Origin of the sequence: Gottfriedia acidiceleris, assembly GCF_002128425.1 — a bacterium.
GTDB classification, from domain to species: domain Bacteria; phylum Bacillota; class Bacilli; order Bacillales; family Bacillaceae_G; genus Gottfriedia; species Gottfriedia acidiceleris.
In genome coordinates, this window is sequence record NZ_NESS01000002.1 from 188,205 (window position 1) to 214,537 (window position 26,333).

The following is a 26,333-nucleotide window of genomic DNA, read 5'->3' on the forward strand; positions in this document are numbered from 1 at the left end:
TTGCGCTCAATTTTGCATTTTAGGACCAAATTGTTTGAACAAAACTATAAAAAAGCAATAAATATTAGAAAATATTCACAAATGGGTGCGTGTTTACATAATTGTTTACTAATTACAGCATCGATTATCTGTGATTGGTTAAATTTTTTTAGAAAAATTATGAGATATAATTTATAGAATTTTAAAGAAAAAAAATTTGATAAATTTTAGTAGATATTAAGAAAAATTTTTAAAAGCCTGGGATACCCAAGCTTTTTTTGCTATTTACACAATATCAATTGATTAAATTCTTCTACTGTTTCGAAATAATATTTAGAATCCAATTTCATTTGTTCCTTAATTTCAGGTATAAAGCGTGACCATCCGGCAGTAGCAAAATCAACCTTACAACTACTAGCCATTTTTAACCCAGGCATTAGGTCATCCAACATCAGTGCTTCTGTTTCTTGCAGAGAAAATTGTTTTAATATTTCCTGAATTGGATATGGATGTGGCTTTCTTTGGTGTTCAGGAAGTTCCCATCCAAAAATTGCGTCTGGCACAAATCCACAATGGATTGAATAATCTCTCTCAATTTTCTCTCTCTCAGAGTGAGAAACCACTGTAACAATACCACCTTGCTTTTTAAATTCTTGAATTGTTTCAATAAATAGATCATAGAAGTCTGGTACTGTAGATTTAGTATATCTTTTCCAAATTACTTGTTGATGTTTCTGCTCCTCATCTGAGAATTTAATTATGTCCTTACATAATGAAGAAAAACCGGGATTATAACAGTATCTAACAAAATCTTCAAATGAAATCAATTTCTCATTTGGACGTACATCTTTTAATGCCTCTACAAATGAAGGATAGTGTATATTCGGTGTGCTTTTAACTGCTGTATCATCATGGTCTAAAATTAAACACTTATATTTTATAGCCATAATAACCTCCTATCACAGATTTACTTAACTCTTTCAAATTATCTTAACTAATTTTATATAAATTTTGAATAGGTTATTATTAAAGAAAAGTGTTTAGTTGAAATTTGCCATATTTTTATTTTATAAATTTATACATCATTATCATACTTTTCCTTCACAATCAACTAACTGGCGCATTAGTTTTATAAAGAAATGGAATAAACACTTTGAAAGCGAGTGATCCAATGGAGAACGTACAATGGATAAACGGTAGCTACAAAGAAGATAATTATATATTTGAAACACAACGGCAAGCAGAAATGTGGGCAGACGCATTATATCCAGATTTTGGACTGTATTTACATTCAAAAACAACCGTAGGATACGCTACACCTGATGAAAAGGTTATTAAATGTCTGGCTGAACTTATACCTGAATGGATAATTTACAACAATAATACGAACGGTAGTATTTGTTTAGGAGAAGATAAAATAAACGGAAAAATCATTTATAAAATATGGGTAAAAAATTTGATGTAGTTATGCAACTAATTGGCGAGTTAGTTGAAAATCGAGAGTTACTTAAATGTAGCTCTTTTTATTTTAGTAAATTGTAGGTTAGCTGATAAAGGAATATAATTTTTCAGATTGAATATTTAATATAAAGTACAGCAGCGATGGGAAAGAGGTTCAATCAAATGGAATCTTTTAAACTGTTATTAAAGTGGGTATGTATAATACTGATGTATTGGTTATCTGGTGTTATTTTATCAGCAGGTTTTGCTTTTTTGTTTGCATTAATTGGAGTAGAAATCGTACCATATGGAACTGGTCTAATTATATTGCTAACAATAATATATGGGATTTATTGGAACATTCGAAAGTCTATAATTTAAAATGTAATTATGGGAGTTAAGAGGGGAATCTTATGCAACTTTATTATATGCAAATTGGTACAATTTCCGAAAAAAATGTAATTTTAAAAAGTCAGATTCCACTTTGTGGAATCCGACTTTTTTGTATATTATGCTTTTTGAACACTGGTTATTTGTGGACTATCTGGACCATCTTGAACATTAAATTAACTCAAAATTTAAGAAAACTTTTTAAAGCAACTGTAAAAGCTGGTAGATTAGCATCATGCACAAAATGACCTGCATCCTCTATAGTCACCATTTCGCAATTAGGAATACACTCAGAAACTTCGAGTAATTTTGTTTGAGGAATATGACTAGATTCACCGCCACCTATAATAAGTGTCGGAATGCTAATGTCCCCAAGTCGCAACCACCATTCGGGATTGGGTTCATTTAGTTGTCTTAGGATTGAAGGGACAACTGGCCAATCAAACGGTAGAGGCTCTGATGGTTTTGAAGGTATATTGATCGGTTTATCATTGAAAGGAGGAGGAGTATCTTCAATAATCAAATGTTCGATTCTTGACGGAAATGTTTCCGCGAATAGATAAGAAACTGTCCCCCCCATGGAATGTCCAATCAGCGTAAATCGTTCCAAGTTCATTGCATCCGCAAAATGCAGCAAATCATTCCTCATCAATTCAAAAGAGTATTCACTAGTTCTCGCACTCCCACCATGTCCACGTTGATCTAAAGCTAAAACATGGAATTTGTCTCCTAATATAGCAGCCACTTTATCCCATGAATCTGCACTTCTTCCAAGTGCGTGAAGTGCAACAATCGGTGGTGCAGAAGAGTCTCCACTCTCACGATATTGAAATGTGAGTCCATTCAATTCAATTTGCTTAACTCTTATTTCCATCTCTTTTCATCTCCTAGAGTAGGTTTCATTATTTGAAACCTGAATTCTTTAATTTACATACCTATATGGACATTCAATAAAACCAGTTTATAGCCTCCCTCTCTATATATAGTTTATATAATTTTCAGAAAAAAAGAAATAATATTTTACTCTATAGAGTAATTAATTTTAATTGCAACGTAATAAAATGATTACTTATTGTCTTCCATGTTATTTAAAACATAATCCTAATTCAACTAACGAGAGCATTAGCTTAATAAAATCATGAGTTGCTATCTGCGACTCCTTTTTTATTGTAGTTTATTAGAGAAATGTGGAATAAGAAAAAATATAATTTACTAATGCTGTTATAATTAATCATATACATTATTTGATTAGGAATCGGAGTTATTTAAAAAGAAATTAAAATTAAGATATATACTTTATCTATTTTCTTTTATTGTTGTTTTCCCGTTTAGCATACCAGTTTATTTAATAAGTGGTTTTATGACTGATAGTTTATAGTCTGAACAAACAGTAAATCTTATCTTTTTTGGATTTCTTGCTTTCATAACCATTTTTGGTTCAATTATATCGAAATATATATTTGGATTTGCTAGAAAAAAATAAATATTCTTTGTCAATATTTATAGCACATTTAATATTAATTCCATTAAGTTATTTTGTTTATAACTGGATTTTATTCTATTAAAATGTAATTTTCTAATATAACTAAATGGCGCGTTAGTTCAAGATCAGAGTCACTGTTGTGGCTTTTTTTGATGTAGTTGACAGTATTGGCGAAAAAAGGTTTCAATCATTTTTTGTGGAATATATTAAATGATAATACTGGGAATTAATTCCAAATTTATTGGTTCGTATAGGGGGCAAAAGGAGATTGAATAAGTTTTTGAAATTATTTATGAGATTGATTTTGGTTTTTACATTAACAGGCTGCATAGGAGAGGATTATGATGTAGGTGTTCCGACAGCTCATTTATATTTTGAAGTTGAAGATGTAAAATTAAAAGAAGCAAATATAAGGTGGAATACAGAAAGTGAAGATGTTCAAAAAACAGTAGACGATATACAAAAATTCGCATTATCTCAGAAGGAAATAAAGCTGGTTTCAAACCAAAAAGTTTTTTTAGAGTTTAAAGAGAACGAAGAAAACGGGGGAGATATTTGGACAGCTCCAATAATAACTGTTACCTTATGGAAAGGGGAAGAACAAATCGAAATCAAAATGGATGATAGTAGGGAATTTAGGTTTCCAAATACTAACGGAAGGTATGTATTAGAAGTTAATTTTATAAGTAAAGCAGGAAGTGCTCAATATGTAGGGAATGTCTTGATTCAGTGATAGGAACATTCTTACTTGTACAACTAACGACTGCGTTAGTTACATATAGAAATCGTTTTTTATAATTCACCTAGAGTAGTTCAACAAAAGGAGATTCATCATGTTTGTATATTTAGACCTGTTTGTAGTGGTTGTTATAATCCTATTATTAACATTTTTCTTCTACTTTTCTTTTAAAATTATAAGAGGAAAAAAAACAATTAATTCTTGGATTACATTGATTGGATTATCTGCGTTTATCTTTATTATTGTTTGGCAGGTGCTAATTGCTCTTGGTGTTGTTCGACCATGAGATAATTATTGAATTAACGCAATGCAATAGTTGAAGATTACGAGTTACTTCGGTGACTCTTTTTTGTTTAAATAATGGCAGTTTAGTTGCATAACGATTATTTAAAATTCTATGAAAAAAGGCGGAATTCCCCCAAATTTCAAAAGACGTTAAGTTGATATAATTAACTTAAAACTTTTTGAAGGAAGGAATAAAATGAAAATGAATCTAGCTGTTAAATTAAGTTTTGCGACAACGATCATAACTGCATTTATCCCTACACCCCCCAAAGAATTACCATATTATCATTGGTTTGGAAAACCAAATACAGTTTTCGGCTATACAGAAACAGGACACTGGAATGTTATGTTACAAGATATTATTTTTAATTTCTTAACTTTTTATCTAGCATTTTATTTGGTCTTTAAAATTATCAACAAAATGAGAAAAACTTCAAATAAAAATACAACTATTTAATAAAACATACAATTTAAAAAAATTAATTTCTTGTGCAATTAACGCATGCATTAGCTTTACAAAAATCAATTATTAAAAGGACCGTACAGGTCCTTTTTAAAAGTATTTGCAGTATTGATCTTGGCGTTGCTTTCCACTTAGTTTTGCATATATTCGTGTTGTTTCACTCTTTTCGTGACCTAATAAGCTCTGGATTACTTCAAGTGGAGCTCCGTTATCCATTAAATGTGTTGCGTAACTGTGTCTTAGTTGGTGGGGTGAAATCTTTTTGTTAAACTCTGCATGTATGGAAACTTCCTTAATTATATGGCGCGTTTGAGCAATACTTAAGCGACGAGGTGCTCTTTCGGTTACAAATAATGCAGGATCTTCATCGTGTCGTTCGTTTAAATATCTAAATAACCAAATTTCAGCACGAATATTGAAGTATACTTCTCTTTCTTTATCACCTTTTCCTCGTACTATTACAGAGTGATTCGTCCAATTTATATCATTTTTATTTATTAAGACAATTTCGCCAATACGGCATCCTGAAGAATACATAAACTCAATTATTGCATGTACTCTTGGTGTATTGCAGGCTTCGCGAAGGAGCTCAATTTCCTTAATAGTTAAGAATTTAGGAATTCTGGTTCCAGCTTTTGGTTCTTTGAGCTTTGAGGAAGGGTTGCTATGAATTTCACCCTCTTCATGAGCCCATCGGAATAAAGATTTTATAAAACGAACTCGGTGTGCTAGACTTGCAGGTTTTAATTTTTCTCCAACAATTACAAGGTACTCTTTCAAAGCATCAGTAGTGATTTGAGCAATTTTAATATCACCGAAATGTTTAATTAATAGTGTTGCTTGTATTTTATATGCTTTTAGAGTAGTTGTTGAGTATCCTTCAATTAACTTATCATTATAGTAACTTTTCCATGCTTTAGATAATAACATTAATGAATTCCCTCCAATAATTGGTGTTTTACCATGCATTATTGACGAAATTCATGATTAAAAAGGTGGGTTAAAACTAGAAGAGGATCAAATTTTATTGCACTAAATGGCAGTTTAGTTGAACAAGGAATAGGGCTAACAGTAAATAATTTGTATAATAAATAGAAAAGATTTTTAGAGTAAAGATGAGATTTAATAAGAAAGGTTGTTATATTTGAACAAATTTGACTGTATTTCAGAAACGGAAAGATTAATAATTAGACCATTAAAAGATGAAGATTTTAAAAATTGGCTTTGTGAATTTGAAAATAGACTTCCATCCCAACACAAATATGATAAAGGTAAGATTGATATGAGTGAATGTACAGAAGAATGGTTCTCTAATTTGGTGAAAAAACATCAGGAATTAGCATCGAATGATACTGCTCACGTATTTGGCGTTTTTCGGAAAGATGTAGATACACACTTGGGAATGATAGATTTCTCTACATTAGCAAGAAATGATTTTCAATGGGGGAGAATTGGTTACACCATTCATAATCAGTATTGGAGAAAAGGTTACGCTAAAGAAGCAGTCAAAGAGGCACTTAATATCGCCTTTAGAGATTTGAATTTCCATCGTATTGAAGCTCATATTAACATTGATAATATATCATCAATAAAATTAGCAGAAAGCGTTGGAATGGAGTTTGAATGCACGAGGAAAGGATTTATTTTTGAATTTGGTGAATGGACTGATCATCTAGTATATTACAAAAATTTGATATAGGTCTTAAGGAGTATTAAGTTAGTGGATATTTTTGGTAAAATATTAGGTGGAGAAATAAAATATTGAGTAACTAAGGGAGAGAATGATGAACTATAATATAGAAGTTTCATTAGAGGATAATGATGAGTTTGCAATTTACTTAAAAAACAAGATAAAAGAGTTTAATAATAAACATTCACTTCATCATAATGAGGCTAGAAAAATAGGTGCGGTTCAACCTATCAATATTATGGTATCGGATAATAATAAAAATTGGATAGGTGGACTAACTGCGGAAGTTTATTGGGATTGGATTGAAATTAAGGATTTTTGGTTTAGTGAAGAATTTCGAGGCAAGGGAATAGGACGTGATCTTCTTGAAAAAGCAGAGGAAATCGCTATAAGTAAAGGTGCAACAAGATCATTGTTAACTACTTTCGAATTCCAAGCTCGTTCATTTTACGAAATATATGGTTATAAGATTGTTGGTGAGGTTAAAGATTATCCACCAGGTAGTAGTTATTACACAATGGTAAAATCACTTGTTTAAATATTCCTTATTCAACTAACTAATGCATTAGTTGTACAACATGAAACGTGATCGACAATTTTGTCGATCCTTTTTTATTCAACAAAATGGCAGATTAGTTGCATAAGAAATGAATATGATGAGAAATTTATTTTGAATTTGAAGGTTATTTTTAATCAAATGATTAATAGACTTTTAAGTAGAATTTAATAGATAATCAAAGTTAAGTAATTATATGGAGGACATATTATGATTACCTTTTCTGTTGAAGAAATTCAGGTTCAAGATAAGTTTTTATGGCTTGATTACAATCATCAATATCTAAAAGAACTTCGTGAGAGGTATAAATTAAGAAGCCTAGTTAATGATGATATGGACGATTTGGTAAAAGTGAAAGCTGTAATGAATTGGGTAAATAATTTATGGGAGCATAATGGTGAAAAAGTACCCGATCACTTTGATCCTTTATATATTTTAGAGCAAGTTTTTAAAGGTAACCAATATCGGTGTGTTGAATATGCCGTAGTTCTAAATGGGTGCTTAAATGCTTTGGGACTTCGCTCGAGACTATTATCATTAAAAACACAGGATTGTGAGACCAGACAATATGGTGCAGGTCACGTGGTTGTAGAAATATATATTTCTAAAATAAGAAAATGGATAATGGCAGATCCTCAGTTCAATGTAGTTACTTATAAAAATAACCAACCATTAAATGCTGTTGAATTAGCCCTGAGTAATAAGAGTACAGTGGATATAAAGGGATCATTTAATGATGGCTTTTCTTACTACGATTGGATCTTCCCATACCTATTCTTTTTTACAATCAATTTCGATAACAGAGTAAACATTGACCGTTCTTATAAAGATAAAAAACAATTAATGTTAGTTCCGTTAGGTTCTCATTTTCCAAAAGTCTTTCAGCAGGCATACTCAATTGGAGATGTTGAATACACAAATGCAGTTAGTAGAATTTATTATAATCCTATCTAAAAGTATTTGTTGTACAACTACCACATCGCAATAGTTGAGGGTCAAAAAATGCTTAATTGCAGTTTTTATATTGCAGTAAATGGCAGATTAGTTGTATAAGAAAACTTCCAAAAACTGGATAAAATTTATGGTAAAATGATTTTATGCTACGTATTTAAGGAGGAAGAAAAATAGTGATTCAATTATGGAGAGCATTTGGTGATGTTGTTCCTTTATTTATCATAATCGTTTTAGCAATGGGTTTTACTACATACTTTGTTATTAAGAAGAAGAACTCAAATTTTAAAAGAGTGGTTGTAAATAATTTATTTGTGATTAGCATTATTGCTATTTTATTAATAACTGTTTTTCCACTTTCTTATGGTGTAGCAATGCCCCGAGTAGTGAACTTTGTACCATTTATAGGAATGTATGATATTATATTTAATTCTGTTGATATTACAGTACCAATTCGTAATTTAGGACTTAATATTCTTTTATTCATTCCTTTTGGATTTCTCCTTTCTTTACGCAGAACATTTAATAAGAGAATAGTTCTTAATGTTGCTTTCATAGGATTATTGTTATCTTTTTTTATCGAAATTGTTCAATATATTGTTCCAATGGGGCGTGCAGCAGACATTGATGATTTGATATTAAATACTTTAGGGGCATATTTTGGGTATGTAATTTGGAAATTTTTAAACAAGAAATCTTCAAATATATTCACAATGAAATCAGAAAAAACCATTGAACGTCAATAATGTGAACACTCAAATTTTATGCAACTAACGATTGCTTTCGTTTAACAAGCAGTGGGTAAATAGATTTTTGAGTTGCCACGGCAACTTATTTTTTTTGTTATTTTTTTGAAAAATTCTGTATACATTTTTCGTCTTTGAACGTTTAACTAGTAGAAAGGAGAGAACTAATGGGGAATGAAGAGATAGATCAGCTTTTAATCAAGACAGCAAAGAATATATACGGCTATTTATTAAAAATTGGCGTCAATCGGGCGGATGCAGATGATATTGTACAGGACACGTTAAATAAGGCTTTACTGACAATTTACCAAGTAGACATTACCTACATAAAAACCTGGTTATTCCAGATTGCGATAAATAAGCATCGGGACCTATTAAGGCGTCGTAGGCGTATTGAACAATTTCCTCTTGAATCGGTTCAGTTAATCGGAACAAAGGGATTAGAAGAAGCTATTTTAACTAAAGAAATGCAGTTGGAAATACAAAAAGTACTTAATCAATTAAACCCAATGTACAAACACATCTTACTTTTAAAATATGATTTTGAGTTATCCTACAAGGAAATTAGTGTGTTATTAGAAATGAAGGAAGAGACCGTAAAGACATCTTTGTATAGAGCTCGAAATGAATTTAAGAAAATTTACAGGAGGGAAAATGATGAAGAATGATGATTTTGACTTTGATCTTGATCGTAAAGTGACAAAAATGTTATCAAAGGCAAAAAGAAAGCAATCAGTTAGAATTATATTAATTTCTGCAATCACATCTATTTTAGTGTTCGTTGCTGGGATTATTGCTTTTCAAAAAATTACTGATGATACATATGAAGGAATGAGTGTGATACCTGAACAAAGAAAAGATATTGGATTATATAAAGGCCTAGAACCGAGGCAAAATGATTATGTAATGAAAGGGAATCGATGGAAAGAAATCTATAATTACTATCTTAAGAATCTACCAAAACACGGTTGGGTATTGGAACACAATGAGTCTAAAGAAATTGAACGAATTCCTGGAGGTTATGCACGCTGGATAAAAGAAGGTCAAGTTGAATTAGACATTTCGACTTCTTATTTTCCACAAGAGGATCAAACCCAAGTGAATTTTGACCTAAATAAAATAATCCCATCTTCCAAATGGATTTCAATTGTTCCAAAGCGTGTAGATGTATACGACGAAAACAATAAAAAAATAAAAGAAATTGTTAATGAAGATCAAATAAATCAAATACAAAAATTCATAAATGATGAAGCTTATGATACCCAAAATCAACCTTCAGGTAAAGTGCTTAGAAAGTTACATATAAATGAATTAGAAATAGCAGTCTATGAATCAGGAAGTGAACCAATCTATTTTGTTTCGGATAAGGGGACCAAGATGATGAAACCTGAAGGGGAATTTTTAAAGCTTTTAAAATAAGAATAAAAAAATGAAAATTATGTTTTATGTTTATTCAACTACTATGGAAGTAAGATATAACCTTCCATTCACTGTGGTGAATCTGAGGATTCATGGTTGGCTAACGCATGCGTAAGTGACATAAAAAAGGATTGATTAATCATTCTTTTATTATGCTTTAGGGGTGTTTTGTAATGTACATTGCATGGTAAAATTTATTAATTAGATAACGAAAGCTGGACATAAAAATGAAAAAACATAGAAAAAAATATTGGACTCTATTACCACCTTTTTTATTAATTCTTATGCTTATAATGGTTTGTTTACCAAATCCAAAAACATTAATAATGCTCCATTATGCAGCTCCAGTTACTTTTTTTTACAAATTACAAGGTTCTATTTTATTGTTTTTTTTATTCTTCTTGCCTTATTTTATTGTTTTTCTATACATAATTGAAAAGAAAAAAACTGAAGCACCCACATTAATAGTTGATGTAACGAAAGTAAAAACTAACAAAGAATTGCATGCACTATTGAAAGAAAAACTGAAATTTCCAGATTATTATAGTGAAAATTGGGACTCTTTTTGGGAGACCATTACTGGAGTCGTTGAGTTACCAAATAAAATAGAATTTGTTGGGTGGTCAGAATTGGTTAAAAGATTACCTGAAGATTCGAATATAATGAAAGAGTGTCTTCTAGAGCATAATCAGGAATTTCCCAATTGGAAATGTGAGTTCTTGTTCAACTAACGCATGCTTTAGTTGCATATCACGAGTTGCTAGCAACTCGTTTTTTTATTCAACAAAATGGCAGTTTAGTTTCAAAAGAAATGATAAAATAGTAACTAAATTGATGATAATACGAATCTAAATACATGAATTAGGGTGGTTAAACTATATGGGGAGTTACATAGACTTCTTGGAAAGTCATTTAGGTAAAATTGATTATGGATGGAACACTGACGCTGATAACCATGAAATGCCATTTCAAATTGTAAAGTTTAAGAAGGGTCCATTTAAAGGAACTATTACATATTCAACGTTGGGATTAAGTCATCATTCTTTAAAGAGTTCTGAATCTGGTAAAAGCATCAGACAAGAATTATTTATTGTGGCAGATTCAAAGTTTGGTGATCAAAATATTCCTAACATACTTCAACAACTAGGACTTGAGGTAATAGAAAGTCATCTCCCCTATTTAAGAGGACAAGTTATTGGACCAAGAGGAGAGTTGGTTAAAGGTACAAAATTAGAAGCAATGTATGCAACTGTTCCAGTTTATTTTCCAGAGTCATTTCATGAATTTGAGGTAGGTGATGGGGATGTTCCTATTGTTCAAGTTTGGATGGTACCTATTACCGAACTAGAAGCTGAATATATTTTAAAAAATGGATGGTCAAGGTTTGAAGATTTATTAGAGGAAATTGATCCAGATTTAATTGATTTTCATCGAGAAAGTATAATTGATTGAGGAAGAAACAGCTTTTTTTTAATTTTTTATAAACTATTCCTTATGCAACTAATGCATGCGATACTTCAATAGAAGATCGCTTTTTCTTATTAAACATAATGGCAGTTTAGCTCAATAAGAATTCATTAAATAACATTGATAGTGTAAATGAAGGGATTAACATTTTAGTTCGAGAATTAACATATTATGGTAATAAAGGAGAGGTTACTTTGAGAAAAATGTACTTGTTGACTTCGGTTTCCTTGTTTCTGTTAGTTGGTTGTTCAAATGAAACCCTTCATTTTAAAGGTCAAAGCGAACATTGGAAAGGCGAATACATAACAAATGTAGATGGTACTAGCGAAGATGGTCAGTTTGAATTTGTATTCAAAGATGGTAAACAAATAAAAAAAAATTTAGAAATCAATGTCGATGGACCTACTCTTGGCAGTAAGCGAACAGAAAGTGAAAGTGTTGAAACCGTCATTAGAATGAAAACCTCTTGTTCAGGTTGTGCAGTTACTAAAGATTCAGATGTTTTTAAAGTAACCATTAAGTGGGATGGAAATGAAGAATCTTTTGAGTTGAAGTAAATACAACTAACGGGTGCGTTAGTTGAACAACTTGATCGGCTGAAAAGTCGATTTTTTTATTGTAATGGCAGTTTAGTTGCTTAAGAATAATTTAAATTTTGTTGAAAAAAAGTGGAATTCCCCCAAATTACAGTAGGAGATATACAATGTATAATGAACTTTATGGGAGTTACTGGAAACATGGAAATAAGCTAGATTCAATTTCTAATAAAAGTGACTAAATCATGAAGATTAATTATAAATGGAGTGAGATTTTCTTGAAAAAGCAAGTTGTGAGTTTAATGTTAAGTTGTTTAGTGGTCGTAAGTGCAGCAGGTTGCAGTCAAACATCGGCAAAAGGTGTTTCAAAGGAAATGGATACTGTTATCTCGAATTATATCGTTGAAAAGTACAAAGGTAATTTAAACAATCCAACTGACAAAGGTTTTGAGGCACACAAAATCTACGGGTCGAAAAAAATGAACGATAAAACGACAGTTTATCTTCAATATTTTTATGAAGGATTTTCCTATTCTACAAAAGCGGAATTAGAGACTGGTAGTGTTGTGCCAGCATCAATTACCTTAAAAGAAAAAGGTAATTCATACGAAGTTGTTGATTACCAAGAACCTGGTGATGGCGAGATGTTTGAAGACGGCTTAAAAAAACTATTCCCATCTAAGTATGTCAAAAAAGCCATTCACGACCAAAGTAATGCAGCAGGTTTGAATGATGAAATGGACAAAAAAGTTAAGGAATGGGAAAAAGAGAAAAAGAAATCATAACAATTCTAGAATTAGACATTAAGTGACTAACGCATACGATTCTTCAAAAACGAAGGATCGTTTTTCTTATACAACAAAATGGCAGATTAGTTGCATAAGAAGTGTTATTATTTAAGTAGAAAATTTAGAAAAAATAAAGCGAAAGTAGTACTCAGAATATAATTAAAGCAGTTTTAAATAAACAAACTTATGTAAAATAATAAATAAAATTTTGAGGTGAAATATGTTAAGTATCAAAACTTATGTATACAAAAATGGTGAATGGTATGGTGAGTTAGTAAAACCAACAGATTACAGTAAGCATTTTATAGAATTTCGAGAATTTAACAAAGAAAAACTTCAATTCCTATCAGGAAGAGAAAGATTATACGGATTTGTTGATATGCAATTTAATACGACAAGTATTATAGATTCCACCTATTTTGGAACTTTAACAGATATGTGGTTAGTTTATGTACAATTAATTCAAGGCTTTTTATCAACTGGAGAAGGAAACGAATGTTATCCAGATTATGAATGTTACTTATCTATTAAGAAAAATGTAAACAATGGAATTTCACTAAAAATTGGCGAACAAACAAATGAATATGACATTGAACCAACATATTTTTGCAAAGAAGTTATTAAAGGTGCTAATTTGTTCTTTGAATCATATCCAGTTATTACAAATTTGGATGGATATCAGAATTACATTGAAGAGGTAATTAATCCTTTGTTAAAAAAGATTTAGAATAAAGTTGGCAGCCTAGCTAAATAAATGAAATTATTATTCAACTAACTAATGCGTTAGTTCAATTTGAGAAGTAATTAATGGAGACATTTGTTCTAAAAAGGATTGTTTACAAAACGAGGTGATTAATTAGTGAAGTTAAATCAAGAATCTCAATACATTAGGTCTGTTAATCTTAAAAGTGAGCAAATATCTTCATATGATCAATTCCCACTTAATCTCCCAGTAATTCGGAATTTCCAAGAAATAATGTTTCATCCAAGTGTTACTTATATTATTGGAGAAAATGGAATGGGTAAGTCAACTTTACTTGAGGGGATTGCTATAGCTTTGGGATTTAATCCGGAAGGTGGCACGTTAAACTTTAATTTTTCTAGTTATGACTCCCACTCAAATTTAGATGAATACCTGCAAATAGTAAAATGAGTAAACAGGGCAAAGGATTCTTTTTTCTTTAGGGCAGAAACTTTTTATAATATAGCAACCAATATTGAGGAATTGGATAAGGAACCATTCTCTGGCCGTAAGATAATTGATTCATATGGAGGAAAATCATTACATGAACAATCTCATGGCGAATCTTTTTTCGCAGCATTTATGGAGCGTTTTCAAGGAAGCGGTTTATACATATTAGATGAGCCAGAAGCAGCTTTGTCACCATTAAGGCAAATGTCGATGTTAGCTAGAATTAATGATCTTGTTAATCAAGGTTCTCAGTTTATTATTTCCACTCATTCACCGGTAATTATGGCTTACCCGAATGCTAAGATTATTCAACTTACAGAAAACGGTATGAGTCATTCTAAATTAGAAGACACGAATCATTATTCAATTATGAAACAGTTTTTTGAAGATAAAGATCGATTATTGCACCATCTTTTCGAGTGAAGTAGGACTATTGTTAAATTCATAATTTACTTAAACAAGTAACGCTCAGCGATAGTTGAACAACATGATCGGCAATTTGTCGGTCTTTTTTTATTTTAACAAACTGACAGGATAGTGAAACAAGGATTTATTATAAACTTATTGAATTTCTAAATTATAACAACCAAAATGGGGTGTTCTTTTGAGTTCAACTTATAAAGGTTTAGTAGAAATTGACCTTGAATATGGAGAGGTCAATATTACTGTTTCTGGAGATCAACAGGTTTTCACTTTTACTTCTGGTTTAGGTTCCGTTATTTTACCTCAGCTATTCTTAGGGTTATCCTCTCTTTATAATGGCAATAGTAGTCGTGTTCGCCTGAGTAATTACGGTAATAGTGACTATTATAATTTTGTAAGGGATAGTAATAAAATTCGAATCGATCAAATTAGGCATCAACCTGGTGGCAGAGATATCTATTCTTTTAATCTTTATATGTTTGTAACGGCCATTGATAAAGCCTTTAGCAAACTTCTTAGACAGCTTCATAGAGAAGCGATATTACCATTGAGTTTTCAAGATGATGTACACCCTTTATGTCAAAGCGTTATCGATAAATTTAACGAATTTTCATCTATTATTAGAAAGTCTAAATTGAAGTAAGTGTAACCGCATGCAACCTGGATGTATATTCAACTAACAAATGCATTAGTTAAAGATTAAAAAAGGTTGTCACACAGCCTTTTTATTTTTGTCCTGTGGCAGTAAAATTAAAGAAGGTATATACAAATAGAGCAATGAACTTTAGGATGTATGTAAAAAATAGCAATTTATATTAAAGGAGGAACTCTATTGAAACGTCTTCTATTAGAGAAACAGAACCGGATCGGCTTAGTAGGTATTGGAAAATTGGGTAGTTCTATGATGAAACATTGGTGTGATCAACAAATACCAATTGGAGTTTATCACCCTAATCAGTCAAAAGCTGAGCACTTCATTGCTCGTTATTCAAATGGATATCTGATTAAGAAAGAAGATATTTATGAATTAAGTGTTTGTATTTTGGCCATGCCTTCAGATACTGTGGTTCCGTTTATTTCTCAACTCGTTTCTCCACAATTCCCTCTTGAGAATACCTACTTAATCAATATGGCAACCGCTTTGAATACAAATGAGGTTTGTAGTAAATTTCCTGACTTATCTATTGCAGGCATGAAATATATGGGTCATTCCAACGACTTATATGAACATGGTAATGGATTATTTATTACAGAACATTCCTTACCTGATGAAATTTTAGAGTTATTTCGGTTTCTTGGAGAGGTGAAAAGAGACAGCGAAGAAGTAGTAATAACGGTTAACAAAACTGCTACCTATCAGGCAGTTAAAGCGGCCATCGAGCTCGAAATAGAGTTTGCAAAGAAAAACCTCCCAGTTGAATATAAAAACAGAGCCCTAACATCACTTTTTCCAGAAGTAGTACGTTCATACAGTAAAGGGAACCTTGGACATTTTGCAATCGAAATTGTAAATGAAATAAAACATAGAAGATAATGCTATTGTGTAGTAGTAAAATTATTACATCTATAATAAAGTCGTTTATAAAAAATCTAAAACATTCCAAATGTTTTCATATTCATACAGAGGATTTAACCAACTTGTACAACTAACGCTCAGCGATAGTTGAAGATTATGGGTCACAGATGTGGCTCATTTTATATTAAAGTAGTAATTAGAAGGTTAGTGGAAGAAGGAAAACAAAAAATTTGTTGAAGTATTATTTAATATTAGCTTTAGGGGTGTCTCATTACTATGAAATTAACTAAGTCACAACAATTAGCTGTCGAATATATTACTAATTATGCAAGAAGCAATAAATTTGAAGCACAAGCAGTTATTAATCATGTACTTAAAATGGCAAATATCACGGGAAATACATTTACAAATGCTGTTTCCAATTTAAAAGCTAATGCAAGGATTGGACTTCATTTCCATCCAGACAGACCAGATTCAACTATGAAAACCGTTGCTGAAGCGCTGTTTGAACAAGGAGTTTATAAGAGCCAATTTGAATCGGGGTTATCTAATGGTAGCGTATCGGCATATTCTGGTGGGGATCGTGATCTTTGGGAAAAGAGAATTTTTGGAGGTGCTTATCAACTGGAGGGCACAACAAATAATCAACGACCAAAATATGGGGCCCTAAATCTAATGTTACATTCAGATGGACCTGCTCCACGCTTTGGGTCATGTTATTTTCTTCTAGCACCTGTTGTTTCAAATCGATCAACATTTACATATTTAGATTCCCATCAAGATCCAAAAGAGAAGGGGACATTTGAAGAATTTAATAGCATACTAGCTGCTTTGTTGGAAGATGTATTTGTAAGTGATTTTGCAATCGGTGAAAGAAACCTGACTCCAGTAAAGTTAGTCAATCATTTGCTAGACAATCTTAAGAGTCCGTTTAAATACCCAGCAAACAATGATCCAAACCGAAATCTAAATCATTACATTGAAGCCCAGGTCCATGGTGTTATTTCACTCAAAGAAGATGTGGAAGTACTTGTTGCAGATCCTTCATTTAGAAACACTCATGTGGGGGATATATTAGAACAGTTATGCCTAAAGTATTCTATTAATCTTTATTGGCACAGGGGATTTGAACTAATGGTAGACGAGGTTCCTTCAGATTTTCGTGGCCCATCTATGCCTTCCTTAGCAAAACGTATAGCTCAAAACAATTATATTAATGCAAATACAATTGGAACTGCAGTAATGAACTTGAAGCACTATCCAGATGCTTGGAGAGATAGAGGTAATTATAATGAGGTACTTCAAGAATTAAAACTATTGTGGCATGTTTTAGTAAGATATGGAAAACCATTTGGTAATTGAACAGATTATTACATTAGTCAACTATCAATTAGATTCCTTGTTGAACTAACGCTGAGCAATAGTTGAACAATACGTAGGAGCTGAGATGATCGGCTCTATTTTCTTTATTGCAGTATCATCAAATAAGACAATTTGAAATTTTTTATGTAAAATAAACAATGGAAATATTTATGAAAAGTAGGGGATAAAGTGAAAGTAGATTATTTGAAGTACACTGAAAAACCATTTAAAGCAATTGAGCTTATGAAACTATATAAAGATGCAGGTTGGTGGGCAGAGAGGAACGAGAATGATATTGAAAAGATGCTAGAATCTGTAATTTCAATAGGTGCATGGAAAGACGGAAAACTTATAGGATATGCTAGAGCGATTTCAGATGATGAATTTAGAGCATACATAGAGGACGTGGTTATTCATTCTTCATACAGACATTCGGGAATTGGAATGAATCTAGTTTCCAAGTTGTTAGATGAGCTATCTAATATTGATGTTATTAGCTTGTTTTGTGAAGAAGAATTAATTCCTTTTTATACAAAAAATCATTTTAAATATACTAAATCACAATTTGTAATGCATAGAAAATAAAATTGAACCTTGTGCACCTAACGCCTGCGATAGGTCAATAGGGTCATTAGTTTATTTCAAAGGTAGTTTTTGATATGAGAGATAGGAATTATCGAGAATTTCTTAATAATTTAGTTTCATTGAAGCAATTAAAAGATAAATCTGGCGAAGAAATCGTAGAAGAAATTGCATCAAACTTATATGAAGGCGAAAATTATTTAATATTCCAAGAGGAATATTTTTATAAAATCCCTGAACAAATTAGAGAGATTATTCTCATACTGAACTTGCAATGGAAGGTATATTGGGTTTTCTTGAAAACTCAAGTGGTGTTTATCTAAACGATACAATAGAAACCTTAGAAAAGATAAAAGCAGAACAAGATCACAATATATTGAATAATATCAAGCATATATTGGATGAGAATAATATATTTACTTCTCAATTAAGAGTTAATACAAATGATCAAGAACTTTATAGCATTCAAGGCTTTAGTGAAACACATGGCTCAGCATATGATGATATGGCAGATAGAATTTGTGAAATTGCGGAAAAACTTTATATTTCTTCAGAAGATAGAAACATATTTGATTACCTTATTTTGTATGTAGATAAAAATAAATCATTGTTGATCAGGGAACTAAACAACTGAAATTTCAAATTCTCTTATTCAACTAAATAATGCATTAGTTGAAGTTCACAAAGGCTGGTTTACAGCCTTTTTATTATGTGAAATAACATTTTAATGGAATAAGAAATGGTATAATTTATTTAAAATCAATAAGAATTAACCTAAGAAAATAATGAGGAGTTTTAAATTTAATGGCATTAATCCATGATTTTTATTTAGTATCAAAAGATGCAACCTTAAAAAATGATTTAATGGGTTACATGGATTCTATAAAAGAGTTCGCAGTAGCTCACGTTAAAATAAACGATGACCTTATTCTGTATATGGCTGATACGATAAATTGGGTACCATCTAAAAACACACCTTTTACAAGACGATTTCATGAAATGGGTTTAGATTATTATGGTATTACGATTTTCGATGAAAACTCAATTACTATTTTAAAAGACGTTCTTCTTGGATGGAGAATGATATTTGCAAGTGCTCCAAAAGTAATAACATTAACGGGTATGTACGTTGAAGGTGATGATGAAGAAGATGGAGAGTATGAGAAAAATACTTTTGATCAAGATGAAGTACTTCAACAATTTGATGCTTTAATCGCACTAATTGTTGAAGTTGAAAAACATAGTCATAAAATTTATCATATAGGAATTTAAACTACAAAATATAGCTTTTACTTATTAAACTAACGCATGCCATAGTTGAATAATAAAATAGCATATATAAATGATCATTTAGCAATTTTGGATACTAACTTTAATTTGGCTACTAGTTGTTTATATATAGTTAATTTTATAGAAAGAATTTAACATTATTTAAATACCATAGTAACTTTTTTAAAGATTATAAAAAAATGAAAAGCATGATTTGAATAGCTTGAACAAAACATGCTTTTATTTATTAATCTACTAATTTCTTTAGAATTAAGTTCAGTATAAAATGAGATGGATACTAATAAAACTTATATTCTAATTTGTTACTACTTAATAAAAAACGCGATAATACCTATGATAATACATAAAACTCCACCCAAAAATTGTCCTAATCCAGATGCTTCTCCCATTAATAATAAATTGAATATGTTTTTACTTCTTTGACTTTTTCCAAATAAGCCTTTGTCTGTTCTCATACGATAAAGACCCCAAGTAATTAAAATTATTCCAAAAATAAATAAGATTATAAGCATTTTCGTTCCTCCGTTGTTTGTTTAAGTAATGTAATGAAATTATTTGTCATCTTCATCAAAAATAAAAGTTTCTTCAATTGATAAATTGAAAACTGAAGCTATTTTATATGCAAGTTGAACAGATGGATTATATTTTTGTTTTTCTAATGAGATGATCGTTCTTGAAGATACACCTACTTTATCAGCTAATTCTTGTTGTGTTATATCATGTTTCATTCTCAATTCTTTCACTCTATTTATCATAACTCCTCCTAATTAAAGGACATGATTATAAAATTTTCTAGATACCATATCACTTATTATCAATGAAACTAAAAGTATAAATAATGCAGCATTTGTTGAAATTACAACAAAATTGGATAGAAACATAATAATTAAAAGTTCACAAACCAGCAAATTCAAGGATAAATGGGCAACTTTCCCATCAATTATCATATCTCTTTCGTCATACTCCTTTGATAATTCCTTTTCTATTACAGTGTTATTTCTAGATTTAATGTAACAGGCTATTGAATATAACAAAAGTATTCCGCCTAATAATAACAAGATAAATCCGAAATTAAATCCTACCGATTCATTGAAAATTAATTTTATACTCCCAAATACAATGAGCAAACTTGACAATAAAAACCGATCCCTAAACATATTTTTCAAAATATATCTCTCCTAATCAATTTACCACGCAAAAAGTGAAGTTTTCTTCACGTGAAGTTTATTTCATGTGAAGCCTACTTCATGTTACTGTTGTTTTAAAAAAATGTCAATATGTAAAATCTTAAGCCGATTAAGTAATAGTTATAAAGAATATAATGAGCGAACCTTTATATAACTAACTAATGCGTTAGTTGAATAAGAATCCTTGTATAGATACAACGATGGTGTACCAAAATCTATTCAAAAAACAATAGATGACAATCGATACGATTCAAAAAATTTCGCTTGAAATAAGTGCGTAATTTAATCAACAAAAGAGACTGTATACGCTCGTCATTGCCAACAGTACCAACAATATCAAAATATATAGTAAACCGTTCGAAGTGGCATCTCAGTCAACTTCTTCGTTCACCCGTTGAAAAGAACAAAGCAATTGTTCTCGATGAGCACACCAACGAATTATTACAAGGAAACATCAAATCCATTGCAAGAGCTGGTTTCAACGGATCCATTGGCTGGATCATCTTCATTCCAGTTATTCTAACCATCGTTCGATACTTTTTCTTTTCGAATTAATAACTCATGACTATTAAAGTGTGCATTTATCTGCTTTATTTGGTATGCTTAACGGACAGTTATGGACCGGATCCACTAAACTGAATGAAGAAGAGGGTAAAACATGGGAAAATTGAATGCAGTCGAAAAATTGCAAAAAGAATTAATGAAGACGCGTGAAGCGATCGACATCGTCAAGATCATCTTAGCGAAGAAACACGACCCTCATCTCGAAGAACAGTTGAAAAGATTAATCACCGAACACAACGAAATTGTGACACAAATCAAGAGCATCCAGTAAGGATGCTTTTTTATCTTATCGCCCTCTACTCGTAACTACCCGGACGCTATCCATCTAGGTCAACCAGTCCATCCATATTTTATGTCATGACTATTTCATTTTTGAATGTTAACATTTTTACACATTCAACCAAACTAAAATGATATCTTTCCTTTTTTACACAAACCAGAAATGACCGATCGATTATCGTTCGAATCGAATCGAAAGGATGAAGTCAAAATGAATGATGAATCAACGCAAGTGATTTTAATGGCAATCAAATCATTAGACCAAAGAATGCAGTCAATGGAAAATAAATTGCAAGCGATGGATGAAAAATTCACATATTTCATGGACCGTCAACATTCAATTGAATAAATGGAATACAAAAAATCAAGTGGAATTTAACATCAATACAGGAATTTTTTGTGAGAAAGTGTCTGCTATATTAAATGGAGAATTATCAACAACCTTTAGAATTATTAACAACCTTTCCAATAGAAGTACATTCTATGTTAAGGATTCGATTAAGCGAAATAAAAAATTCAACAGATCATTGGTATAAAAACACAGTGAAAACGGATCTTGAAACTCTTTTTTGTACTACGCCACAAAAATGGTTTTACTTGAAGGTTCATTATTATAACAACACATAATTCTAAACCCATTACGCAAGAGAACATTCTCTTCTATTTCCAAATGTACCCTCGAATAATATTTTCCATTTACGCAAGGCTCTGTTAAATTTAATTGATGATTTTTGAACTAAAAAAGGTTGTCTAATTAGACAACCTTTAGAAACTCTTATACAACTACCATGGGAGTACGATATAAGCTTCCATTCACTGTTGTGAATCTGAGGATTCATGGATGGCTAACGCATGCGATTCTTCAATAACGAAGGATCGTTTTTCTTATGCAGCTAAATGGCAGATTAGTTGAACAAGATTTTTAATATTTATCGTATAATCTATATATTAAGAAAATAAAGAATAGGAGTTTCAAATTTGAATAATAAAATCAGTTATGAAGATTTAGTACATGGAAAAATAACTATTGAAGATCCAGAAATTCTAGCGTTAATCGAAACAAGTGTATTGAAGAGATTACGTTATATCAAACAACAAGGAAATACTTTTTTTATTCATTCTAAAGCAACTCATAATAGGCTTGAACATAGTTTAGGCGTACATAACTTGGCAACTAAATTTATTAGTAAATTTCAAAATGAATTTACAAATTATGAAAAAAAATTACTTTTAATATCGGCACTATTACATGATATCGGTCACGGACCGTTTTCCCATTGTTTTGAGGGCATATCGAACCATTCTCATCATGAATGGACAATAAAACTGATCAAGGAATCTGACGAAATTAAAAACATTTTAAATAGAATATCTGGTTTGTTTGATGATGTTATTGAGGTTTTAAGCTATACAGGGAAATTTAAGGTAATTGAAAAAATTCTATTTGGACCATTAGGATTAGATCAATTAGATTTTTGGAATAGAGACCTAATTCATTCAGATTTAAAGTTAAACCAAATGGATTTAAATTCTCTTTTAAATCAAATGATAATTTGGAACCATGAAGTGGTCATCGACGAAAATGGAATCAATCATATCGAACAGATGACTTTGATTAAAAATTCTCTTTTTCATTCAGGATTTGGAAATCCAGGTGTCATTGGAAAGGACATATTATTAAAGGTGATTTTATCAGAATTAAAAAGCAGAAATCACATTCGTTCTAAGTTACTTCAAGAAGTTTTAATAAATCCAATTGAAAATACCTCTATTGAATCTTACTTGGCACTAACAGATGAAGTTCTACTTAAGGAAATGAAGGAAGCTAAAGATTTTGAAAACGGAGATAAATATTTACAAGACCTTATTAAATTGTACCTTAGTGAAAAACAAAGTTTACCGTATTCTTTAGATAAAGTCGAATTGTCAAGCAACGAAGAATCAATCATTTCATATATTCAACACAATAAAGGTTACTACGCTTATCAATCAAACGTATTGCTAAAAACAAATACTAATGTAAGAGACGCAAAAGAGATTTCTGATCACCTACTAGAATCATCACTCTTACCTAAAGTAGAGTATTACTTTACTCTTCCCACACCTGTGAAGTTATGCAACTAACTAATGCAATAGTTGAATAAGATTTGGGTGAGAGCTGATTGATAATTGGACTCCTATTTAACTATTGATTTTCTAAAAAGGGGTGAATTTTTTTGGTAAGGGAAGATCTTAAGGTATTCACTAAAATCACATTCATTATTGCGCTGCTTACGATTACGTTAATACCTATAAGTGTGTTCCTAGTATCCGTAACTTCTGAGGAGGTGGAACCTGTATTTGAAGGTCTAGTCATGCTTTCGGTTGTGCTTACAGTGCTTGGCATTCCTTTAAGTATAATTTCCATGTTTAGCACAGAAAACCTAGTTAAAAGAATTTTTGCTTTAATTATAAATTTTTTGCCACTTACCGTTATAGTTTACAAGTTTATAATGGAAATCATAAATGAGTTTACAAAAACTGCACCTTAGCAAAATCAAGAAAATATATTTTTCAAAGGGGCTACATCTCATTTTTCTTATGTAACTAACGCATTGCTTTAGTTGTAGATCACGAGTTGCTAGCAGCTCATTTTTTATTCAACAAAATGGCAGATTAGTTGCATCAGAAAAGGGGATGTTTTAGTAGAAAAAAGTAAAAGAACCCTGTTTTTAGAATAATAGGGTTCTTTTATTATATGGTATGGGGAGACCGAACGTTATAACTATTTATTTATTACTTCCATGGAGTTTCAGTTTTATGCTCGATGATGTGTACTACTTTTGGTTCAATATTTTTTTTCATTTGCTCCATTTGATCATCATTATTACCAATCTGAATTTGTGCCTGTGTTTGTGCAATGGCATCAATTACTTGTTGTTTAGAAACATTTTTAGAAGCTGCAATCTCAACTACAGTCTTTCCTGTCGTTAGTTCTTGTTTTAATTCTTGTGCGTTTATTTTTAATATAGAAAATAATTTTTCATCGTTTAAAAAATAATCTGCAGTATAATCAGGTTGTCCTTTTGTAGAAAAAAAGCCTTCCACTTTAATATTTGAAGGTGTAGGTTGACCTTTTTGCCTATTATATAAATAAAAATAAAATAACAAGCAAATTTGCTTGTCAGGCTGTCGAAAAAGTCGACAGCCTTTTATTGTGGAAACGAAAACCTTAGGCTAGACCTAGGGTTCTAAAAAGCTTACAGCGAGGTATTAAAAAAATTCTCCCAAGGTGCTAAACTATTTTTGGTTCGCCAGCCAAAATAGCAGCATACGGAGGAATTTTTATGTCAAAAGACAGTAATAGTTTAGGACATACAACCTGGAATTGTAAGTATCACATCGTATTCGCCCCAAAATACAGAAGGCAAGTCATTTACGGGAAAATAAAGAAAGATATAGGAGAAATACTTCGAACTTTATGTGAAAGAAAAGGTGTTGAGATTATAGAAGCCACAGCGTGTAAGGATCACATTCATATGTTAGTTAGCATCCCGCCAAAGATTAGTGTGTAAGCATTTGTAGGATATTTAAAGAGGAAGAGTAAAAAGATATGAGGATGTTGAAGAATTACTCGCTGCTGGTATTAATGTGAATTGGCAATGAATATCCAGCATTTAGAAAGTGTTCATGACATGGTACAACAAGTTACCGGAGTTGCTGTAAGAGAAAGAGTACCTGACTCTTTTGTACGGAAAGCAAATGAAATGCAGTTAATTGGCCTAACTCCGGAAGCACTTCAAAAGAGATTACAAGATGGAAAGATTAATAATAAAGAGAAAATTGAACAGAGAATAAATAATTTTTTACAATAACAAATTTAGGTGCTATACGAGAACTAGCACTCCACGGTTCTACTGCTGGGAAGCTTATCCGACGAGGCTGGAGAATGGCTAACTGATTAAATGCAGATCTAATTGTTTTAACTGTAAAAATGGAAAGTGGGAATTTTAATTCTCCTACAAGGCAAGTAACTGTATCAGAATGGAGAGAACTGACAGAGCAATTAGGCGCAGTATTTACTGAAGAGCCTTCAAAGGGAAGTAAACCGGCAGATGTTATTGTAAATATCGCAAAAAAACACAATATTACTCAAATACTACTTGGCCAATTAGCACGATCCAGATTTGAAGATATTACAAAAGACTCAATTGTTAATGCAATAATGCATAAACGAGTAATATTGATTTGTATATAGTATCAGATAATCGAAATTAATTGTTATTTTTATAAAATAATTTGGCGTTTCTTTAGAACAACTTAAAAAATTTTAAAAAAATGTAGTTTACAAAATGAATTTACAGGAGTATATTAACGAACATAATAAAAAATTTAATGACCTATGATCGCTGAATTCTTTTGAAGCGGGGGAACCAATTATTGTGCATTTGCACTTGGGGTGAATCCTTTAAAAAGGTAGGGCTACTCTTAAAAGCCCGAATCCGACAGCTAACCTCGTAAGCGTGTTTTAGAGAAGGTTTCTATTTGTCCTTGAAAAAAGACACTTGGAATCCTAGTGTCTTTTTTGTGTTCTAAAACAGATTAACGACCATAGGCATATGGAAGAAGGGAAGAGTAAAAAAAAAATTATCGAATAGCCCAATCAAATTCAATAAACATGAATATTTGTAAAGATGTGCAAAAATATTAATTTACTACTTTACAAGTTGAATTTAGGAGTGTAAAGTAACGTTCATAATCGAATAGTACAAACAGATTACTAATTGTAATCAAATAACCTATGATCGCTGAATTCATTCGAAGCGGGGGAACCAAATTGTGTGCAAATTGCACTTGGGGTGAATCCTTTAAAAAGGTAGGGCTACTCTTAAAAGCCCGAATCCGACAGCTAACCTCGTAAGCGTGCCTAAGAGAAGGTTTCCTTTTGTTGTCATTGTCTAGACACTAGGGATAACCTAGTGTCTTTTTGCTGCCTTCTAACAAATCGAAAACACTTAGGGATAGTG

The 26,333-nt window shown here is 31.2% G+C and carries 34 protein-coding genes, 3 pseudogenes and 2 riboswitches; of the genes and pseudogenes, 30 read left to right on the plus strand and 7 right to left on the minus strand.

Annotation, left to right across the window (positions count from 1 at the left end; all coding sequences use genetic code 11):
• Positions 1-260 precede the first annotated feature (260 nt).
• Entirely contained in the window at positions 261-926 is a 666-nt protein-coding gene (locus B6K90_RS04800; protein ID WP_088011614.1) for an HAD family hydrolase, read from the minus strand.
• A 224-nt stretch (positions 927-1,150) separates the two neighbouring features.
• Here B6K90_RS04800 and B6K90_RS04805 point away from each other — a divergent pair, with 224 nt between their 5' ends.
• Positions 1,151-1,444 (plus strand): hypothetical protein, encoded by a 294-nt coding sequence (locus B6K90_RS04805; protein WP_139840679.1) that lies wholly within the window; start codon positions 1,151-1,153, stop codon positions 1,442-1,444.
• A 158-nt stretch (positions 1,445-1,602) separates the two neighbouring features.
• Positions 1,603-1,800: a hypothetical protein gene (locus B6K90_RS04810; protein ID WP_088011616.1), complete on the plus strand. Its 198-nt coding sequence runs from the start codon at positions 1,603-1,605 to the stop codon at positions 1,798-1,800.
• Positions 1,801-1,990: 190 nt separating this feature from the next.
• On the opposite strand, the gene B6K90_RS04815 is transcribed toward B6K90_RS04810, so the two are convergent.
• Positions 1,991-2,683 carry an alpha/beta fold hydrolase gene (locus B6K90_RS04815; protein ID WP_088011617.1) on the minus strand — a complete coding sequence of 231 codons (693 nt, stop codon included), beginning with the start codon at positions 2,681-2,683 and terminating at the stop codon, positions 1,991-1,993.
• Between the two features lie 877 nt (positions 2,684-3,560).
• On the opposite strand from B6K90_RS04815, the gene B6K90_RS04820 reads away from it, so the two are divergent.
• The 3 genes from B6K90_RS04820 (at position 3,561) to B6K90_RS04830 (ending at position 4,773) form a co-directional block, all read left to right on the plus strand.
• Positions 3,561-4,025, plus strand: a complete 465-nt coding sequence (locus tag B6K90_RS04820; RefSeq protein ID WP_235821712.1) for a hypothetical protein — start codon at positions 3,561-3,563, stop codon at positions 4,023-4,025.
• Between the two features lie 100 nt (positions 4,026-4,125).
• Complete coding sequence (locus B6K90_RS04825) at positions 4,126-4,317, plus strand: hypothetical protein (protein ID WP_088011618.1); 192 nt, start codon at positions 4,126-4,128, stop codon at positions 4,315-4,317.
• 195 nt (positions 4,318-4,512) lie between these two features.
• Positions 4,513-4,773: a hypothetical protein gene (locus B6K90_RS04830; protein ID WP_088011619.1), complete on the plus strand. Its 261-nt coding sequence runs from the start codon at positions 4,513-4,515 to the stop codon at positions 4,771-4,773.
• A 96-nt stretch (positions 4,774-4,869) separates the two neighbouring features.
• Here B6K90_RS04830 and B6K90_RS04835 read toward each other — a convergent pair whose 3' ends face one another.
• Positions 4,870-5,709: a tyrosine-type recombinase/integrase gene (locus tag B6K90_RS04835; RefSeq protein WP_088011620.1), complete on the minus strand. Its 840-nt coding sequence runs from the start codon at positions 5,707-5,709 to the stop codon at positions 4,870-4,872.
• Between the two features lie 214 nt (positions 5,710-5,923).
• Between B6K90_RS04835 and B6K90_RS04840 the strand changes: the two genes are divergently transcribed.
• From B6K90_RS04840 to B6K90_RS04930, 19 genes and pseudogenes are all read left to right on the plus strand, one after another.
• Complete coding sequence (locus B6K90_RS04840; RefSeq protein ID WP_088011621.1) at positions 5,924-6,478, plus strand: GNAT family N-acetyltransferase; 555 nt, start codon at positions 5,924-5,926, stop codon at positions 6,476-6,478.
• Between the two features lie 85 nt (positions 6,479-6,563).
• A complete protein-coding gene (locus tag B6K90_RS04845; RefSeq protein ID WP_088011622.1) occupies positions 6,564-7,007 on the plus strand; it encodes a GNAT family N-acetyltransferase in 444 nt (147 codons plus the stop codon).
• 228 nt (positions 7,008-7,235) lie between these two features.
• Complete coding sequence (locus B6K90_RS04850) at positions 7,236-7,979, plus strand: transglutaminase domain-containing protein (RefSeq protein WP_088011623.1); 744 nt, start codon at positions 7,236-7,238, stop codon at positions 7,977-7,979.
• A gap of 173 nt (positions 7,980-8,152) precedes the next feature.
• Positions 8,153-8,722 carry a VanZ family protein gene (locus tag B6K90_RS04855; protein WP_088011624.1) on the plus strand — a complete coding sequence of 190 codons (570 nt, stop codon included), beginning with the start codon at positions 8,153-8,155 and terminating at the stop codon, positions 8,720-8,722.
• A gap of 167 nt (positions 8,723-8,889) precedes the next feature.
• Complete coding sequence (locus B6K90_RS04860) at positions 8,890-9,390, plus strand: RNA polymerase sigma factor (protein WP_088011625.1); 501 nt, start codon at positions 8,890-8,892, stop codon at positions 9,388-9,390.
• Complete coding sequence (locus B6K90_RS04865; protein WP_088011626.1) at positions 9,380-10,141, plus strand: hypothetical protein; 762 nt, start codon at positions 9,380-9,382, stop codon at positions 10,139-10,141. The genes B6K90_RS04860 and B6K90_RS04865 overlap by 11 nt, the downstream gene beginning before the upstream one ends.
• Positions 10,142-10,368: 227 nt before the next feature.
• Positions 10,369-10,872 (plus strand): barstar family protein, encoded by a 504-nt coding sequence (locus B6K90_RS24500; protein ID WP_407920495.1) that lies wholly within the window; start codon positions 10,369-10,371, stop codon positions 10,870-10,872.
• 148 nt (positions 10,873-11,020) lie between these two features.
• On the plus strand, positions 11,021-11,593 hold the full coding sequence (locus tag B6K90_RS04875) for a suppressor of fused domain protein (RefSeq protein WP_088011627.1): 573 nt from the start codon (positions 11,021-11,023) through the stop codon (positions 11,591-11,593).
• A 209-nt stretch (positions 11,594-11,802) separates the two neighbouring features.
• Positions 11,803-12,165 carry a hypothetical protein gene (locus B6K90_RS04880; protein ID WP_088011628.1) on the plus strand — a complete coding sequence of 121 codons (363 nt, stop codon included), beginning with the start codon at positions 11,803-11,805 and terminating at the stop codon, positions 12,163-12,165.
• Between the two features lie 257 nt (positions 12,166-12,422).
• Positions 12,423-12,929, plus strand: coding sequence for a thioredoxin domain-containing protein (locus tag B6K90_RS04885; RefSeq protein WP_088011629.1), 507 nt, complete (start codon positions 12,423-12,425; stop codon positions 12,927-12,929).
• Positions 12,930-13,152: 223 nt separating this feature from the next.
• Complete coding sequence (locus B6K90_RS04890) at positions 13,153-13,659, plus strand: hypothetical protein (protein ID WP_088011630.1); 507 nt, start codon at positions 13,153-13,155, stop codon at positions 13,657-13,659.
• 132 nt (positions 13,660-13,791) lie between these two features.
• A pseudogene (locus tag B6K90_RS04895) lies at positions 13,792-14,547 on the plus strand (AAA family ATPase).
• 181 nt (positions 14,548-14,728) lie between these two features.
• Positions 14,729-15,190 (plus strand): hypothetical protein, encoded by a 462-nt coding sequence (locus B6K90_RS04900; RefSeq protein ID WP_088011631.1) that lies wholly within the window; start codon positions 14,729-14,731, stop codon positions 15,188-15,190.
• Positions 15,191-15,379: 189 nt separating this feature from the next.
• On the plus strand, positions 15,380-16,081 hold the full coding sequence (locus tag B6K90_RS04905; protein WP_235821713.1) for an NAD(P)-binding domain-containing protein: 702 nt from the start codon (positions 15,380-15,382) through the stop codon (positions 16,079-16,081).
• A gap of 258 nt (positions 16,082-16,339) precedes the next feature.
• On the plus strand, positions 16,340-17,425 hold the full coding sequence (locus B6K90_RS04910) for a DUF3626 domain-containing protein (protein WP_088011632.1): 1,086 nt from the start codon (positions 16,340-16,342) through the stop codon (positions 17,423-17,425).
• Positions 17,426-17,668: 243 nt separating this feature from the next.
• The gene (locus tag B6K90_RS04915; RefSeq protein WP_139840693.1) at positions 17,669-18,010 is read left to right on the plus strand and encodes a GNAT family N-acetyltransferase; all 342 of its coding nucleotides are present in this window, start codon (positions 17,669-17,671) and stop codon (positions 18,008-18,010) included.
• Positions 18,011-18,084: 74 nt separating this feature from the next.
• Positions 18,085-18,330, plus strand: coding sequence for a hypothetical protein (locus B6K90_RS04920; protein ID WP_088011634.1), 246 nt, complete (start codon positions 18,085-18,087; stop codon positions 18,328-18,330).
• Entirely contained in the window at positions 18,294-18,641 is a 348-nt protein-coding gene (locus B6K90_RS04925; RefSeq protein ID WP_167555276.1) for a DMP19 family protein, read from the plus strand. The genes B6K90_RS04920 and B6K90_RS04925 overlap by 37 nt, the downstream gene beginning before the upstream one ends.
• A gap of 170 nt (positions 18,642-18,811) precedes the next feature.
• Positions 18,812-19,279, plus strand: coding sequence for a hypothetical protein (locus tag B6K90_RS04930; protein ID WP_088011636.1), 468 nt, complete (start codon positions 18,812-18,814; stop codon positions 19,277-19,279).
• Between the two features lie 323 nt (positions 19,280-19,602).
• Here the strand turns inward: B6K90_RS04930 and B6K90_RS04935 are convergent, their stop codons facing one another.
• From B6K90_RS04935 to B6K90_RS04945, 3 genes are read right to left on the minus strand one after another with little or no spacing between them, the layout of a single operon-like run.
• Complete coding sequence (locus tag B6K90_RS04935) at positions 19,603-19,809, minus strand: hypothetical protein (RefSeq protein ID WP_088011637.1); 207 nt, start codon at positions 19,807-19,809, stop codon at positions 19,603-19,605.
• A 39-nt stretch (positions 19,810-19,848) separates the two neighbouring features.
• Positions 19,849-20,052, minus strand: coding sequence for a helix-turn-helix transcriptional regulator (locus B6K90_RS04940; protein WP_088011638.1), 204 nt, complete (start codon positions 20,050-20,052; stop codon positions 19,849-19,851).
• A 12-nt stretch (positions 20,053-20,064) separates the two neighbouring features.
• On the minus strand, positions 20,065-20,463 hold the full coding sequence (locus B6K90_RS04945; RefSeq protein ID WP_088011639.1) for a hypothetical protein: 399 nt from the start codon (positions 20,461-20,463) through the stop codon (positions 20,065-20,067).
• A gap of 679 nt (positions 20,464-21,142) precedes the next feature.
• Between B6K90_RS04945 and B6K90_RS23590 the strand changes: the two genes are divergently transcribed.
• The 3 genes from B6K90_RS23590 (at position 21,143) to B6K90_RS04950 (ending at position 23,451) form a co-directional block, all read left to right on the plus strand.
• A complete protein-coding gene (locus tag B6K90_RS23590; protein WP_167555277.1) occupies positions 21,143-21,319 on the plus strand; it encodes a hypothetical protein in 177 nt (58 codons plus the stop codon).
• Between the two features lie 219 nt (positions 21,320-21,538).
• Positions 21,539-21,676, plus strand: coding sequence for a hypothetical protein (locus B6K90_RS23595; RefSeq protein ID WP_167555278.1), 138 nt, complete (start codon positions 21,539-21,541; stop codon positions 21,674-21,676).
• Positions 21,677-22,305: 629 nt separating this feature from the next.
• Positions 22,306-23,451, plus strand: coding sequence for an HD domain-containing protein (locus B6K90_RS04950; RefSeq protein ID WP_167555279.1), 1,146 nt, complete (start codon positions 22,306-22,308; stop codon positions 23,449-23,451).
• 651 nt (positions 23,452-24,102) lie between these two features.
• Here the strand turns inward: B6K90_RS04950 and B6K90_RS04960 are convergent.
• Positions 24,103-24,435: pseudogene (locus B6K90_RS04960) on the minus strand (hypothetical protein); the annotation flags it as partial.
• 218 nt (positions 24,436-24,653) lie between these two features.
• On the opposite strand from B6K90_RS04960, the pseudogene tnpA reads away from it, so the two are divergent.
• The 3 genes and pseudogenes from tnpA to B6K90_RS24040 form a co-directional block, all read left to right on the plus strand.
• A pseudogene (gene tnpA / locus B6K90_RS04965) lies at positions 24,654-24,878 on the plus strand (IS200/IS605 family transposase); the annotation flags it as partial.
• A gap of 90 nt (positions 24,879-24,968) precedes the next feature.
• A complete protein-coding gene (locus tag B6K90_RS24035; RefSeq protein ID WP_235821714.1) occupies positions 24,969-25,181 on the plus strand; it encodes a hypothetical protein in 213 nt (70 codons plus the stop codon).
• A gap of 119 nt (positions 25,182-25,300) precedes the next feature.
• Positions 25,301-25,564 carry an adenine nucleotide alpha hydrolase family protein gene (locus B6K90_RS24040; protein WP_235821715.1) on the plus strand — a complete coding sequence of 88 codons (264 nt, stop codon included), beginning with the start codon at positions 25,301-25,303 and terminating at the stop codon, positions 25,562-25,564.
• A gap of 139 nt (positions 25,565-25,703) precedes the next feature.
• Positions 25,704-25,845, plus strand: a riboswitch (cyclic di-AMP (ydaO/yuaA leader).
• Between the two features lie 257 nt (positions 25,846-26,102).
• A riboswitch (cyclic di-AMP (ydaO/yuaA leader) is annotated at positions 26,103-26,245 on the plus strand.
• Positions 26,246-26,333 lie beyond the last annotated feature (88 nt).